This is a genomic window from Streptomyces xylophagus (genome assembly GCF_000716435.1).
GTDB lineage: Bacteria > Actinomycetota > Actinomycetes > Streptomycetales > Streptomycetaceae > Streptomyces > Streptomyces xylophagus.
The window spans coordinates 27,264-41,243 of the sequence record NZ_JNWO01000028.1 but is presented as its reverse complement, the minus strand read 5'-3'; the positions used below and the strand labels follow the sequence as shown (position 1 = coordinate 41,243).

Below are 13,980 nucleotides of genomic sequence, written 5' to 3'. Positions count from 1 at the left end.
GGCTGCGGATGCGACCTCTCTCACGACCCTGACAAGCCGATAACCAGGAAAGAGACATCGTGGCGAATCAGTCCCGCCCCAAGGTCAAGAAGTCGCGTGCCCTCGGCATCGCGCTGACCCCGAAGGCCGTCAAGTACTTCGAGGCCCGTCCCTACCCGCCGGGTGAGCACGGTCGTGGCCGCAAGCAGAACTCGGACTACAAGGTCCGTCTGCTGGAGAAGCAGCGTCTGCGCGCGCAGTACGACGTGTCCGAGCGCCAGCTCGTCCGCGCCTACGAGCGTGCCTCCAAGGTCCAGGGCAAGACCGGTGAGGCCCTGATCATCGAGCTGGAGCGTCGTCTCGACGCGCTGGTCCTTCGTTCGGGCATCGCCCGCACGATCTACCAGGCCCGCCAGATGGTCGTCCACGGCCACATCGAGGTCAACGGCGGCAAGGTCGACAAGCCGTCCTTCCGCGTCAAGCCCGACGATGTCGTCATGGTCCGCGAGCGCAGCCGCAGCAAGACCCTGTTCGAGGTCTCCCGCGCCGGTGGCTTCGCCCCCGACGGCGAGACCCCGCGCTACCTCCAGGTGAACCTCGGCGCCCTGGCGTTCCGCCTGGACCGCGAGCCGAACCGCAAGGAGATCCCGGTGATCTGCGACGAGCAGCTCGTCGTCGAGTACTACGCCCGCTGATCACCTCACGGACGTAGCACCACCTCTCCGTCAGCCCGCCGTCTCCCCGCCCTTCCGGGTGGGCGAGGCGGCGGGCTTTCGCATGTCCACGCGGACCGCCCCGTGCCGCACCGGGCCGCGCGGCACCGGCACCGCGTCGAGCGACCGCGACTGCCCCAACGCCCGTGCCACGGCCGCCTCCCGGCCCAGCCGCGCGCCCTCCCGTACGCACTCCTCGTACCGCTCGTCGCCCAGCCGCTCCCGGGCCATCGCCTCGCACAGCTCGTGCGGCGCGTTGTAGTACGCCGACCCGAACAGCGGCAGCCCCACCGACGGCCACATCCCGCCCGCCGCGCCCTGCAACAGCGCGGCCTCGGCGGCATCGCCCTCCGCCACCGTGACCAGGGCCAGCAGCTCGACCGCCAGCACCGAGCCGAGCAGATCGCGGAAGCCGTGCGCGCTGCCCAGGCAGTCCGCCAACAGGTCGCGCGCGTGCGGGAGTTCGCCCTCGCTCCAGGCGACATAGGCCAGGACGTACAGCGCGTACGCCCGGGTCCACCGCTCGCCGTGGTCCTCGCACACCCGCCGGACGTCCTCGCACAGCTTCACCGCGTCCGCCAGATCGCCCTGGAACGCCCGCGTCATCGCCAGCTCGACCTGGCCCATCAGGACATTGCTGTTGAGCTCGCCGATCTGCTGATAGCGGTCGAGCGCGGAGCGCAGCAGTGTCTCCGCGCGCGGCATGTCGTCCGTGACCAACGCCAGGCAGCCGGTGCGGTGTTCGGCGTACGCGACCGCCGTGGGGTTCGCGGCCTCGGCCGCCTCCTCCCGGCACTCCTGGAGCGCGGCCAGCGCGGGCACGGTGTCGCCCTGGAGGATCGCCACATAGCCCAGCACCCACAGGGCCTTCAGCCGTGACTGGTCGTTGGCAGTGTTCTCCGCGTCGAGTTGGACGGCCTGCTCCAGCCAGTGCCGGCCCTCCGAGAGCCGCCCGCAGCCCGCCCAGTAGAACCACAGGGAGCCCGCCAAATACTGGCCCAGATGCGTCTCGTCCGGCTCGGTCAGGCAGTACTCCAGGGCGCCGCGCAGATTCGGCAGCTCCGCCTCGACCCGCGCGGCGACCTCGCGCTGGCGCGGCGAGAACCAGTCCAGCTCGCACCAAGTGGCAAGCCCCAGATACCAGTCACGGTGTCGCCGCCGCAGCCGCGCCGCGTCCCCGGTCGCCTCCAGCCAGTCGGCGCCGTAGGCCCGGATCGTGTCGAGCATCCGGTACCGCACGCCCGTCGCCGACTCCTCGCGGACGACCACGGACTGCGCGAGCAGCTCGGACAGCACGTCGAGGACGTCGTCCGAGGGCAGTCCGTCGCCGCCGCACACGTACTCGGCGGCCTCCAGGTCGAAGCGCCCGGCGAACACCGACAGCCGTGCCCACAGCAGCCGTTCCTCGGGCGTGCACAGCTCATGGCTCCAGCCGATCGCCGTCCGCAGCGTCTGATGCCGGGGCAGCGCGTCCCTGCGCCCGCCCGCCAGCAGCTGGAACCGGTCGTCGAACCGCGCCAGCAACTCCGTAGGGGACAAGGCCCGCAGCCGCCCCGCTGCCAACTCGACGGCGAGCGGAATCCCGTCCAGCCGTTGGCACAACTCCCGTACGTCCGGATCGTCTTCGAGGACCACCCCCTGCTGCGCGGCCCGGTCGGCGAACAGCTCCACCGCCTCGTCCTCGCCCAACGGCGCCAGCGCCACCACCCGTTCGCCCGCCAGCTCCAACGGCCGCCGCCCCACCGCGAGCACCCGCAGCCCCGGCACCCGCCGCAGCAACTCGGCCACCAGTGAGGCACACACCTCCACCAGATGCTCGAACCCGTCCAGCACCAACAGGAGTTGACGCTCCGCCAGATGCGCGAGCAGCGCCTCACGCGGCAACCGCGTGGTGTGATCCGTCAGCCCCAGCGTCTCTACGACGGTGAAGTCCACGAGTTCCGGGTCGCGCACCGGCGCCAGCTCCACCCGCCACACCCCGTCCGGGGGCGCGGACAGGGCCGCCGCACGGGCCGCGAGCCGCGACTTGCCGACCCCGCCGGGGCCGGTCACCGTGACCAGACGCGAGTCGTCGAGCGCCCGTGCCAGCTCGGTCAGTTCGGCCGAGCGGCCCACGAACCGGTCGGGTTCGAGGGGCAGATTGCCGTCCGCGGTGGCGCCGCCGCCAGGGGAAGCTCGCATGGAACACGGAGCGTACTGAACCGTATTCAGTCCGTACAATCGCTTCGCTCAACTCCACCGCGCGCGGGGCGGTAATGCGGTACGGACCGCCACCCCCGGCGCGATAGGCTCGGGACCAGTTATCTGCAGGTGTTCATGAGAGCGGGTGTCAGGTGTCCGGTGGAGAGGTGGCCGGGATTCTGGTGGCCGTCTTCTGGGCGATCCTGGTCTCCTTCCTCGCTGTCGCACTCGTGAGGCTGGCCCAGACGCTCAAGGCGACCACCAAGCTCGTCGCGGACGTGACCGACCAGGCCGTCCCACTGCTGGCGGACGCCTCCTCGGCGGTGCGCTCCGCGCAGACCCAGATCGACCGGGTCGACGCGATCGCCACCGACGTCCAGGAGGTCACGTCGAACGCCTCCGCTCTGTCGACCACCGTCGCCTCCACCTTCGGCGGCCCCCTCGTCAAGGTCGCGGCCTTCGGCTACGGCGTCCGCCGGGCCCTGGGCGGCCGCCGCGAGGAAGCGCCCGCCAAGGCGTCCCGCCGTACCGTGATCGTGGGCCGTACGGTCCCGGCCGCGCGGCGGGTCAAGCGCACCCGGAAGAAGGACTGACCGAGCCATGTTCCGCCGTACGTTCTGGTTCGGCACGGGCGTAGCCGCCGGTGTCTGGGCGACCACCAAGGTCAATCGCAAGCTGAAGCAGCTGACCCCCGAGCACCTCGCCGTCTCCGCGGCCAACAAGGCGCTCGAAGCGGGCCACCGGCTCAAGGACAGCGCCGTGGGCTTCGCGCTCGACGTCCGCGCGGGCATGGCCCAGCGGGAGGCCGAACTCGGCGACGCCCTGGGGATCAACGCCCCGGTCGACCCCGAACTCCCCGCCGCCAGGCACCACATCGCCATCGAGAACCGCAACACCCCTATGTCCGTCGAAAGAAACGACAGGACGACGTACTCGTACAACCGGAATGAGGACCACTGATGGAGTCGGCTGAAATCCGCCGCCGCTGGCTGAGCTTCTACGAGGAGCGCGGCCACACCGTTGTCCCCTCGGCGTCGCTCATCGCGGACGACCCGACTCTGCTCCTGGTCCCCGCCGGCATGGTCCCGTTCAAGCCGTACTTCCTCGGCGAGGTCAAGCCGCCGTGGCCGCGCGCCACCAGCGTGCAGAAGTGCGTGCGCACACCCGACATCGAAGAGGTCGGCAAGACCACCCGCCACGGCACGTTCTTCCAGATGTGCGGCAACTTCTCCTTCGGCGACTACTTCAAGGAAGGCGCGATCACCTACGCCTGGGAGCTGCTGACCTCGCCCCAGGACAAGGGTGGTTACGGCCTCGACCCCGAGCGTCTGTGGATCACGGTCTACCTCGACGACGACGAGGCCGAGACCATCTGGCGCGACAAGATCGGCGTCCCGGCCGAGCGCATCCAGCGCCTCGGCAAGAAGGACAACTACTGGTCGATGGGCGTCCCCGGACCCTGCGGCCCGTGCTCCGAGATCAACTACGACCGCGGCCCCGAGTTCGGCGTCGAGGGTGGCCCGGCCGTCAACGACGAGCGGTACGTGGAGATCTGGAACCTGGTCTTCATGCAGTACGAGCGCGGCGAGGGCATCGGCAAGGAGGACTTCGAGATCCTCGGCGAGCTGCCCAGCAAGAACATCGACACGGGCCTCGGCCTGGAACGCCTCGCGATGATCCTGCAGGGCGTGCAGAACATGTACGAGATCGACACCTCCATGGCCGTCATCAAGAAGGCCACCGAGCTGACCGGCGTCGAGTACGGCCACTCCCACGAGTCCGATGTCTCCCTGCGCGTGGTCACCGACCACATGCGCACGTCCGTGATGCTCATCGGCGACGGCGTGACCCCCGGCAACGAGGGCCGCGGTTACGTCCTGCGCCGCATCATGCGCCGCGCCATCCGCAACATGCGACTGCTCGGCGCCACCGGCCTGGTCGTCAAGGACCTCATCGACACGGTCATCGCGATGATGGGCCAGCAGTACCCCGAGCTGGTCACCGACCGCCAGCGGATCGAGACCGTCGCCCTCGCCGAGGAGGCCGCCTTCGTCAAGACGCTGAAGGCCGGCACCAACATCCTCGACACGGCCATCTCCGACACCAAGGAGTCCGGCGGCAAGGTCCTCGCCGGCGACAAGGCGTTCCTGCTCCACGACACCTGGGGCTTCCCGATCGACCTCACCCTCGAAATGGCCGCCGAACAGGGCCTTTCCGTGGACGAGGACGGTTTCCGGCGCCTGATGAAGCAGCAGCGCGACCAGGCCAAGGCCGACGCCCAGGCCAAGAAGACCGGTCACGCCGGTGTCGGCGCCTACCGCGAGATCGCCGACAAGGCCGGCGAGACCGACTTCATCGGCTACTCCGACACCCAGGGCGAGTCCACGATCGTCGGCATCCTCGTCGACGGCGTCTCCTCCCCGGCCGCGACCGAGGGCGACGAGGTCGAGATCGTCCTCGACCGCACGCCCTTCTACGCCGAGGGCGGCGGCCAGATCGGCGACACCGGCCGGATCAAGGTCGAGTCCGGTGCCGTGATCGAGATCCGCGACTGCCAGAAGCCGGTCCCGGGTGTCTACGTCCACAAGGGCGTCGTCCAGTTCGGCGAGGTCACCGTCGGCGCCAAGGCCGAGGCCGCGATCGACATCCGCCGCCGTACCGCCATCGCCCGCGCCCACTCGGCCACGCACCTCACCCACCAGGCGCTGCGGGACGCGCTCGGTCCGACGGCCGCGCAGGCCGGTTCCGAGAACCAGCCGGGCCGCTTCCGCTTCGACTTCGGTTCGCCGTCCGCCGTTCCCACGGCCGTGATGACCGACGTCGAGCAGAAGATCAACGAGGTGCTCGCCCGCGACCTGGACGTGCACGCCGAGATCCTCAGCCTCGACGAGGCCAAGAAGCAGGGCGCCATCGCCGAGTTCGGCGAGAAGTACGGCGAGCGGGTCCGCGTCGTGACCATCGGCGACTTCTCCAAGGAGCTGTGCGGCGGCACCCACGTCCACAACACCTCCCAGCTCGGCCTGGTCAAGCTGCTCGGCGAGTCGTCGATCGGCTCCGGGGTGCGCCGTATCGAAGCACTCGTCGGTGTCGACGCCTACAACTTCCTCGCCCGTGAGCACACGGTCGTCGCCCAGCTCCAGGAGCTGATCAAGGGCCGTCCGGAGGAGCTTCCGGAGAAGGTCTCCGCCATGCTCGGCAAGCTGAAGGACGCCGAGAAGGAGATCGAGAAGTTCCGCGCCGAGAAGGTGCTGCAGGCCGCCGCCGGTCTCGTCGAGTCCGCCAAGGACGTGCACGGGATCGCCGTCGTCACCGGCCAGGTGCCGGACGGCACGAGCGCCGACGACCTGCGCAAGCTGGTCCTCGACGTGCGCGGCCGTATCCAGGGCGGACGGGCCGCCGTAGTCGCCCTGTTCACGGTCAACAACGGCAAGCCGCTGACGGTCATCGCCACCAACGAAGCCGCCCGCGAGCGCGGCCTCAAGGCCGGTGACCTGGTCCGCGCCGCCGCCAAGACCCTCGGCGGCGGCGGTGGCGGCAAGCCGGACGTGGCCCAGGGCGGTGGCCAGAACCCGGCCGCCGTCGGCGAGGCCGTCGACGCCGTCGAGCGACTCGTCGCCGACACGGCCAAGTAAGAAGCGGTCGAGAACATGCGAAGAGGCCGCCGACTCGCGATCGACGTCGGGGACGCCCGGATCGGGGTCGCCTCGTGCGACCCCGACGGAATCCTCGCCACTCCCGTCGAGACGGTCCCCGGCCGCGACATCCCGGCGGCGCACCGCCGGTTGAGGCAACTCGTCGAGGAGTACGAACCGATCGAAGTCGTCGTCGGTCTCCCTCGCTCCCTCAAGGGGGGCGAGGGACCGGCCGCCGTGAAGGTCCGGGCCTTCGCCCAGGAGCTGGCCAAGGGCATCGCCCCGGTACCGGTCAGACTGTTGGACGAACGGATGACCACGGTGACGGCCAGTCAGGGACTGCGCGCCTCGGGGGTGAAGTCCAAGAAGGGCCGCTCGGTCATCGATCAGGCGGCCGCTGTGATCATCCTCCAGCAGGCGTTGGAATCCGAACGGGTGTCAGGTAAACCACCCGGCGAGGGCGTCGAAGTGGTCATCTGATCGCGATACGGTAACGTTCCGCGCGATGCGATGGTGTTCGAACAGCCATGGCACAGCAAGAGGCGGTACGGAAGCCGGAGCCGCAAGCGCCGCGACCGCCGCCTCGCGGCTCTAGGGGATCGATGACTGAGTATGGCCGGGGCCCAGGCTCCGAACCGTGGCATCCGGAGGACCCGTTGTTCGGGGACGTCGGATGGGAAGGACAGCAGGCCGAGATGGGCCAGCAGTCCTCCTACGGCGGCCAGCCGCAGCACTATCCGGAACAGCCGCAGCAGCCGCAGCAGCCGCAGCAGCAGTACGGCGACTGGGGCCATGGCCAGCAGGCCGATTACGGTCAGGCGCAGCAGCAGTACCAGGTCTACGACGAGCAGGGCCACCCGCAGCAGTACCCCGACCAGCAGTACCCCGGCCAGCAGCAGTGGGCGGACCAGCAGCAGTACGCCGATCAGAGTCATCAGCAGTACGTCGATCAGCAGCAGCAGTACCAGCAGGGCGGCTGGGACGGCACCCACACGCATGCCCATGTTCCGTACGCCGCGGACCCCGGCGACCCGTACGGACAGCAGGCCGCGGCCTATGGCGACCAGCAGCCCGATTTCTACGGCACGCCCGACGCGTTCCCGCCGCCGGAGCCGCCGAGCAAGCGCCGTACGGAACCCGAGCCGGAGCAGACCGACTGGGACCCGGGCCCCGATCAGGGCGAACACGCGTTCTTCGCGGGCGGTGGCGACGACGATGACGACGCCGACGACGAGGCGGGGGACCGGACCGGACGCGGTGACCGGCGGGGCAAAGGCGGCAAAGGAAAAGGCGGCAAGGAGAAGAAGCGCCGCACCGGCTGTGCCTGCCTCGTGGTCGTCATGGTGTTCGGCGGAGGCCTGGCCACTGTCGGCTATTTCGGCTGGCAGTTCTACCAGAACCGTTTCGGCTCGGCGCCGGACTACGCCGGCGACGGCACCGGTTCGGTGAGCGTCACCATTCCCAAGGGCGCCTTCGGATCGGATATCGGGCAGAAGCTGAAAGAAGCGGGCGTCGTCAAGAGCGTGGACGCCTTCGTGGCCGCCCAGTCCCAGAATCCGGACGGGAAGAAGATCCAGGCCGGCGTCTTTCTGCTGAAGAAGGAAATGTCCGCCGCGGCCGCCGTCAAGCTGATGCTCGACCCCAAGAGCCAGGACAATCTGATCGTCGCCCCGGGCTGGCGAAGCGCCCAGGTGTACGCGGCGATCGACAAGAAACTCCAGATTACCGACGGCACCACCAAGGCCGTCGCCAAGAAGGAATACAAGAGCCTCGGACTGCCCGACTGGGCGAACGACAACAAGAACATCAAGGACCCGCTGGAGGGCTTCCTCTTCCCGGGCACCTATGGCGCCGCCAAGGGCATGAAACCCGAGACGGTCCTCAAGCAGATGGTCGCCCAGGCCAATGACAAATACGACGCGATCGACCTCGAGGCGAAGGCCAAGGCGCTCAACCTGGAAAGCCCGCTGCAGGTCATCACGGTCGCGAGCCTCGTCCAGGCCGAGGGCAAGACGCACGAGGACTTCCGCAAGATGGCCGAGGTCGTCTACAACCGTCTCAAGACCACGAACGACCAGACGAACCGGTATCTGCAATTCGACTCGACCTTCAATTACCTGAAGGGTCAGAGCAAGATTCACATCAGCGAGTCCGAGATCAACAGCAACAAGGACCCGTACAACACCTACACCCAGAAGGGCCTGCCGCCCGGTCCCATCGACAACCCCGGTGACGAGGCTCTGGCGGCGGCACTGAATCCGACCCACGACGGCTGGATCTACTTCGTGGCGACCGACGGCGAGAACAAGACGGAATTCGCCAAGACGTACGCCGAATTCCAGGCACTCAAGGACAAGTTCAATGCCACCTCGGGCAACTGACGCCCGCCGGGCCGCCGTGCTCGGTTCACCCATCGCCCACTCCCTCTCCCCGGTGCTGCATCGCGCGGCATACGGGGAGCTGGGCCTCGACGCCTGGTCGTACGACCGCTTCGACGTCGACGAGGCCGGACTGCCGGAGTTCTTCAAGGAACTCGGACCGGAGTGGGCGGGGCTGTCACTGACGATGCCGCTGAAGCGCGCGGTGATACCGCTGCTCGACGAGATCAGCGAGACCGCCGCGTCGGTGGACGCGGTCAACACGGTCGTCTTCGCGGAGGACGGCCGACTAGTCGGCGACAACACCGACATCCCCGGCATGGTCGCCGCGTTGCGCGAACACGGCATCGAACAGGTCGACTCGGCCGCCATCCTCGGCTCCGGCGCCACGGCGTCCTCCGCGCTCGCGGCCCTCTCCCGGATCTGCACCGGCGAGGTCGTCGCCTACGTCCGAAGTGAGGCCCGCGCCGCCGAGATGCGCCAATGGGGCGAGCGGCTCGACGTGGAGGTCCGTACGGCGGACTGGGCGGACGCGGCGGAAGGCCTGCGCGCCCCCCTCGTCTTCGCGACCACCCCCGCCGGCACCACGGACGCCCTCTCCTCCGCCGTACCGGAACGCCCCGCTACTCTCTTCGACGTCCTCTACGACCCCTGGCCCACGGACCTCGCGGCCCGCTGGTCCGGCTACGGCGGGGCCGTCGTCAGCGGGCTCGACCTGCTGGTGCACCAAGCCGTGCTCCAAGTCGAGCAGATGACCGGCCTCCACCCGGCACCGCTGGACGCGATGCGCAGGGCGGGCGAGAAGGCGCTGGCGGAGCGCTGACGGGGAAGCGGTGGGGTGGCTGAGAGGGCGCCGGCTGACTGTTGAACGGTAGATCGGTGGGAGACCGACGGGCCGCTGACCTCGATCCAACAGAGCCGCCGAGAGGGTGCCGGCCAGCTCCTGTCCCTGTCGCGGCAGAGTGGTGCGAGGAGACCGGGTCGGCTGCTGATCCCGCCCTGGCAGGGCAGCCCAGGACGCGCCGACGGAACCGCCGCCCTTGACCCGGTACGGCCGCAGCAAGGGTGCCTGCCCCGCCCCAGCAGGGCACACCAAGCCCGCGCCCGCCGCCCGCGCACCCCCGTGCCGCGTCCGCTCTCTGGACCGCAGGCCAGGTGTACGCCCCGGACGTGGGAGGATCGGGGGCGGCGGGCCAGGGCCGCGCACCCGGTTTCGCCGTCGCCGTACGCGAGGACGCGCGTACGCAGCAGTACCAGGGCGCGAGCATGAGGAGCACCGTTGAGCAGGTTGCGCTGGCTGACCGCGGGGGAGTCCCACGGTCCCGCACTCGTGGCGACGCTGGAGGGTCTTCCCGCCGGCGTGCCGATCACCACGGAGATGGTGGCGGACCACCTGGCCCGGCGCCGGCTCGGTTATGGACGCGGCGCGCGCATGAAGTTCGAGCGCGACGAGGTCACCTTCCTCGGTGGTGTCCGGCACGGTCTCACCCTCGGTTCCCCGGTCGCGATCATGGTGGGCAACACCGAGTGGCCCAAGTGGGAGCAGGTCATGGCGGCCGACCCGGTCGATCCGGAGATTCTCGCGGGGTTGGCTCGCAACGCCCCGCTGACTCGCCCCCGTCCCGGCCACGCCGACCTCGCCGGCATGCAGAAGTACGGCTTCGACGAGGCCCGGCCGATCCTGGAGCGTGCGTCGGCGCGGGAGACCGCGGCGCGTGTCGCGCTGGGTGCGGTGGCCCGGTCGTACATCAAGGAGACGGCCGGTATTGAGATCGTCTCGCACGTCGTCGAACTGGCCTCCGCGAAGGCCCCGCAGGGTGTCCTGCCCACCCCGGCCGATGTCGAGAAGCTCGACGCCGACCCGGTGCGCTGCCTGGACGCGGACGCCTCGAAGGCGATGGTCGCCGAGATCGACCAGGCCCACAAGGACGGCGACACCCTCGGTGGCGTGGTCGAGATCCTTGCCTACGGCGTTCCCGTCGGCCTCGGTTCGCATGTGCACTGGGACCGCAAGCTGGACGCCCGGCTGGCCGGTGCCCTCATGGGTATCCAGGCGATCAAGGGCGTCGAGATCGGTGACGGTTTCGAGCTCGCCCGTGTCCCCGGTTCGCAGGCGCACGACGAGATCGTGAAGACCGACGAGGGTATTCGGCGCGTCTCCGGGCGCTCCGGTGGTACCGAGGGCGGGCTGTCCACGGGTGAACTGCTGCGCGTGCGTGCCGCGATGAAGCCGATCGCGACCGTGCCCCGAGCCCTGCAGACCGTCGATGTCGTCACCGGTGAGGCCACGCAGGCCCACCACCAGCGCTCCGACGTCTCCGCGGTCCCGGCCGCCGGCATCGTCGCCGAGGCGATGGTCGCCCTCGTCCTCGCGGACGCCGTGGCCGAGAAGTTCGGCGGCGACTCCGTGCCCGAGACCCGCCGCAACGTGCGGTCGTACCTCGAGAACCTGGCCATCCGGTGAGCGCTGCACCACTGGTCGTCCTGGTCGGCCCGATGGGCGTCGGCAAGTCGACGGTCGGACAGCAGCTGGCCGAGCGGCTCGGCGTCGCCTACCGGGACACCGACGACGACATCGTGGCCGCCGAGGGCCGCACCATCGCGGAGATCTTCGTCGACGAGGGCGAGCCCGTCTTCCGCGCGATCGAGAAGCGCGCCGTGCACCAGGCACTCGCCGGGCACGACGGCGTCCTCGCGCTCGGCGGCGGCTCGATCCTCGATGAGGACACGCGCGCGCTGCTCGCCGGACACCGTGTCGTCTACCTCTCCATGGACGTGGACGAAGCGGTCAAGCGCACCGGCCTCAACGCGGCCCGCCCGCTGCTCGCCATCAACCCGCGCAAGCAGTGGCGCGAACTGATGGAAGCCAGGCGCCATTTGTACGCCGAGGTCGCGCAGGCCGTCGTACCCACCGACGGCCGCACCCCCGAGGACGTCACCCAAGCCGTCCTGGACGCACTGGAGTTGAAGGAAGCATGAGCGAGTCAGTGACGCGGATCCAGGTCGGCGGCACGGCGGGCAGCGACCCGTACGAGGTCCTGGTGGGCCGTCAACTCCTGGGCGAGCTCGGCGGGTTGGTCGGCGACCGGGCCAAGCGGGTCGCCGTCATCCACCCCGAGGCGCTCGACGAGACCGGCGAGGCGCTGCGCGCCGACCTGGCCGGGCAGGGCTTCGAGGCCGTCGCCATCCAGGTGCCGAACGCCGAGGAGGCCAAGACCGCCGAGGTCGCCGCCTACTGCTGGAAGGCGCTGGGCCAGTCCGGCTTCACCCGCTCCGACGTCATCGTCGGCGTCGGCGGCGGCTCCACCACCGACCTGGCCGGATTCGTCGCCGCGACCTGGCTGCGCGGGGTCCGCTGGATCGCCGTACCGACGACCGTGCTCGCCATGGTCGACGCGGCTGTCGGCGGCAAGACCGGCATCAACACCGCCGAGGGCAAGAACCTCGTCGGCTCCTTCCACCCGCCGGCCGGCGTGCTCTGCGACCTGGCCGCGCTGGACTCCCTCCCGGTCAACGACTACGTCTCCGGACTCGCCGAGATCATCAAGGCCGGCTTCATCGCCGACCCGGTGATCCTCGACCTCATCGAGTCCGACCCACAGGCCGCGCGCACCCCGGCAGGACCGCACACCGCCGAGCTGATCGAACGCTCCATCAAGGTCAAGGCCGAGGTCGTCTCGGCCGACCTCAAGGAGTCGGGCCTGCGCGAGATCCTGAACTACGGCCACACCCTCGCGCACGCCATCGAGAAGAACGAGCGCTACAAGTGGCGGCACGGCGCCGCAGTGGCCGTAGGCATGCACTTCGCGGCCGAACTGGGCCGTCTCGCGGGCCGGTTGGACGACGCGACGGCCGACCGCCACCGGACGGTCCTCGAATCGGTCGGCCTCCCGCTCAGCTACCGCTACGACCAGTGGCCCAAGCTGCTGGAGACCATGAAGGTCGACAAGAAGTCCCGCGGCGACCTGCTCCGCTTCATCGTCCTCGACGGCCTCGCCAAGCCGACGGTCCTGGAGGGCCCCGACCCGGCCGTCCTCCTCGCCGCGTACGGCGAAGTGGGCGTGTAAGTCCAGCGAAGCCCGTTCCTTCCGATTTGCCTTACGGGGATGGGCACTTCGGCCCCTTCCCGGCCGTTCACCAAATGGCGGCCGGGGAAGGTACCGTTCGGTACGGAGCGGGGTTCGGGCCCGCTGCCAGCGCCAATCGCCTGTACGAGATGGAGTGGCACCGGATGCAGCACGCAGTGGGGTCTCCGCTGCCGCCGCCCCACCAGCCGGGGCAGGGACCGGCCACCGGTTGGATGCCGACCGGACAACACCCGGGCCCGCACCATCCGGGTCCGCCCCCTGTGCCACCACCGGCCCCGGGCTTCGCGCCCACCCCACCGGTGCCGCACACGGTCCCGCGCCACGCCCCGGACACCACAGGGCACGTCCAACTGCCGCCGGGCGGCCCCGTACCCATGCCCAGCGCCCCACCGGCCACGGCAGCCTCCGACCCGACCTCCACGACCCTCGCGGTGCTGCTCATCGGCCCGGCCGGCGCGGGCAAGACGAGCGTCGCCAAGTACTGGGCGGACCACCGCCGGGTCCCCACCGCCCACATCAGCCTCGACGACGTACGCGAATGGGTCCGCTCGGGCTTCGCCGACCCCCAGTCGGGCTGGAACGACCACTCCGAGGCCCAGTACCGCCTGGCCCGCCGCACCTGCGGCTTCGCCGCCCGCAACTTCCTCGCCAACGGCATCTCCTGCATCCTCGACGACGCGGTCTTCCCCGACCGCCCGGTCGTAGGCCTCGGCGGCTGGAAGCGCCACGTGGGCCCCGGCCTCCTCCCAGTGGTCCTGTTGCCCGGCCTGGAAATAGTCCTGGAACGCAACGCCGAACGCTCCGGCAACCGCCGCCTCACCGACGAAGAGGTGGCCCGCATCCACGGCCGCATGGCCGGCTGGTACGGCTCAGGCCTCCCGATCATCGACAACTCCCAGATGGACGTCCAGCAAACGGCCCAGGTCCTGAACGACGTCCTGGCCCGCTCGATAGCAAGCCCCCCGAGCTGGTAACGGCTTTTAGGGGCGCGGGGAACTGCGCGCTCAAC

At 69.9% G+C, this 13,980-nt stretch carries 12 protein-coding genes; 11 read left to right on the top strand and 1 reads right to left on the bottom strand.

The window, feature by feature from the left end; genetic code table 11:
- Positions 1-59: 59 nt before the first annotated feature.
- Entirely contained in the window at positions 60-674 is a 615-nt protein-coding gene (gene rpsD / locus OO70_RS41650; RefSeq protein WP_043683972.1) for a 30S ribosomal protein S4, read from the top strand.
- A gap of 30 nt (positions 675-704) precedes the next feature.
- On the opposite strand, the gene OO70_RS41645 is transcribed toward rpsD, so the two are convergent.
- On the bottom strand, positions 705-2,873 hold the full coding sequence (locus tag OO70_RS41645; RefSeq protein ID WP_199827507.1) for an ATP-binding protein: 2,169 nt from the start codon (positions 2,871-2,873) through the stop codon (positions 705-707).
- Positions 2,874-3,025: 152 nt separating this feature from the next.
- On the opposite strand from OO70_RS41645, the gene OO70_RS41640 reads away from it, so the two are divergent.
- From OO70_RS41640 to OO70_RS41595, 10 genes are all read left to right on the top strand, one after another.
- A complete protein-coding gene (locus OO70_RS41640) occupies positions 3,026-3,466 on the top strand; it encodes a DUF948 domain-containing protein (protein WP_043683969.1) in 441 nt (146 codons plus the stop codon).
- 7 nt (positions 3,467-3,473) lie between these two features.
- Entirely contained in the window at positions 3,474-3,833 is a 360-nt protein-coding gene (locus OO70_RS41635; protein ID WP_043683967.1) for a hypothetical protein, read from the top strand.
- Positions 3,833-6,505 (top strand): alanine--tRNA ligase, encoded by a 2,673-nt coding sequence (gene alaS, locus OO70_RS41630; protein ID WP_043683965.1) that lies wholly within the window; start codon positions 3,833-3,835, stop codon positions 6,503-6,505. The genes OO70_RS41635 and alaS overlap by 1 nt, the downstream gene beginning before the upstream one ends.
- Before the next feature lie 15 nt (positions 6,506-6,520).
- Entirely contained in the window at positions 6,521-6,985 is a 465-nt protein-coding gene (ruvX, locus tag OO70_RS41625) for a Holliday junction resolvase RuvX (RefSeq protein ID WP_043683963.1), read from the top strand.
- Between the two features lie 122 nt (positions 6,986-7,107).
- Entirely contained in the window at positions 7,108-8,886 is a 1,779-nt protein-coding gene (mltG, locus tag OO70_RS41620) for an endolytic transglycosylase MltG (RefSeq protein WP_043683961.1), read from the top strand.
- On the top strand, positions 8,867-9,706 hold the full coding sequence (locus OO70_RS41615) for a shikimate dehydrogenase (RefSeq protein WP_043683960.1): 840 nt from the start codon (positions 8,867-8,869) through the stop codon (positions 9,704-9,706). The genes mltG and OO70_RS41615 overlap by 20 nt, the downstream gene beginning before the upstream one ends.
- Before the next feature lie 456 nt (positions 9,707-10,162).
- Positions 10,163-11,347 (top strand): chorismate synthase, encoded by a 1,185-nt coding sequence (gene aroC / locus OO70_RS41610; RefSeq protein ID WP_043683958.1) that lies wholly within the window; start codon positions 10,163-10,165, stop codon positions 11,345-11,347.
- Positions 11,344-11,862 (top strand): shikimate kinase, encoded by a 519-nt coding sequence (locus OO70_RS41605; protein WP_043683957.1) that lies wholly within the window; start codon positions 11,344-11,346, stop codon positions 11,860-11,862. The genes aroC and OO70_RS41605 overlap by 4 nt, the downstream gene beginning before the upstream one ends.
- Positions 11,859-12,950 carry a 3-dehydroquinate synthase gene (gene aroB, locus OO70_RS41600; protein ID WP_043683955.1) on the top strand — a complete coding sequence of 364 codons (1,092 nt, stop codon included), beginning with the start codon at positions 11,859-11,861 and terminating at the stop codon, positions 12,948-12,950. Before OO70_RS41605 ends, aroB begins: the two co-directional genes overlap by 4 nt.
- Positions 12,951-13,114: 164 nt before the next feature.
- Positions 13,115-13,945, top strand: coding sequence for a Pro-rich N-terminal domain-containing protein (locus tag OO70_RS41595; RefSeq protein WP_063749774.1), 831 nt, complete (start codon positions 13,115-13,117; stop codon positions 13,943-13,945).
- Positions 13,946-13,980 lie beyond the last annotated feature (35 nt).

What these genes read in the sequence shown, in the direction of transcription:
- OO70_RS41645 (WP_199827507.1), bottom strand. Translation starts at nt 2,873, where the DNA reads ATGCGAGCTTCCCCTGGCGGCGGCGCCACCGCGGACGGCAATCTGCCC.
- OO70_RS41635 (WP_043683967.1), top strand. Translation starts at nt 3,474, where the DNA reads ATGTTCCGCCGTACGTTCTGGTTCGGCACGGGCGTAGCCGCCGGTGTC.
- alaS (WP_043683965.1), top strand. Translation starts at nt 3,833, where the DNA reads ATGGAGTCGGCTGAAATCCGCCGCCGCTGGCTGAGCTTCTACGAGGAG.
- ruvX (WP_043683963.1), top strand. Translation starts at nt 6,521, where the DNA reads ATGCGAAGAGGCCGCCGACTCGCGATCGACGTCGGGGACGCCCGGATC.
- mltG (WP_043683961.1), top strand. Translation starts at nt 7,108, where the DNA reads ATGACTGAGTATGGCCGGGGCCCAGGCTCCGAACCGTGGCATCCGGAG.
- OO70_RS41615 (WP_043683960.1), top strand. Translation starts at nt 8,867, where the DNA reads ATGCCACCTCGGGCAACTGACGCCCGCCGGGCCGCCGTGCTCGGTTCA.
- aroB (WP_043683955.1), top strand. Translation starts at nt 11,859, where the DNA reads ATGAGCGAGTCAGTGACGCGGATCCAGGTCGGCGGCACGGCGGGCAGC.
- OO70_RS41595 (WP_063749774.1), top strand. Translation starts at nt 13,115, where the DNA reads ATGCAGCACGCAGTGGGGTCTCCGCTGCCGCCGCCCCACCAGCCGGGG.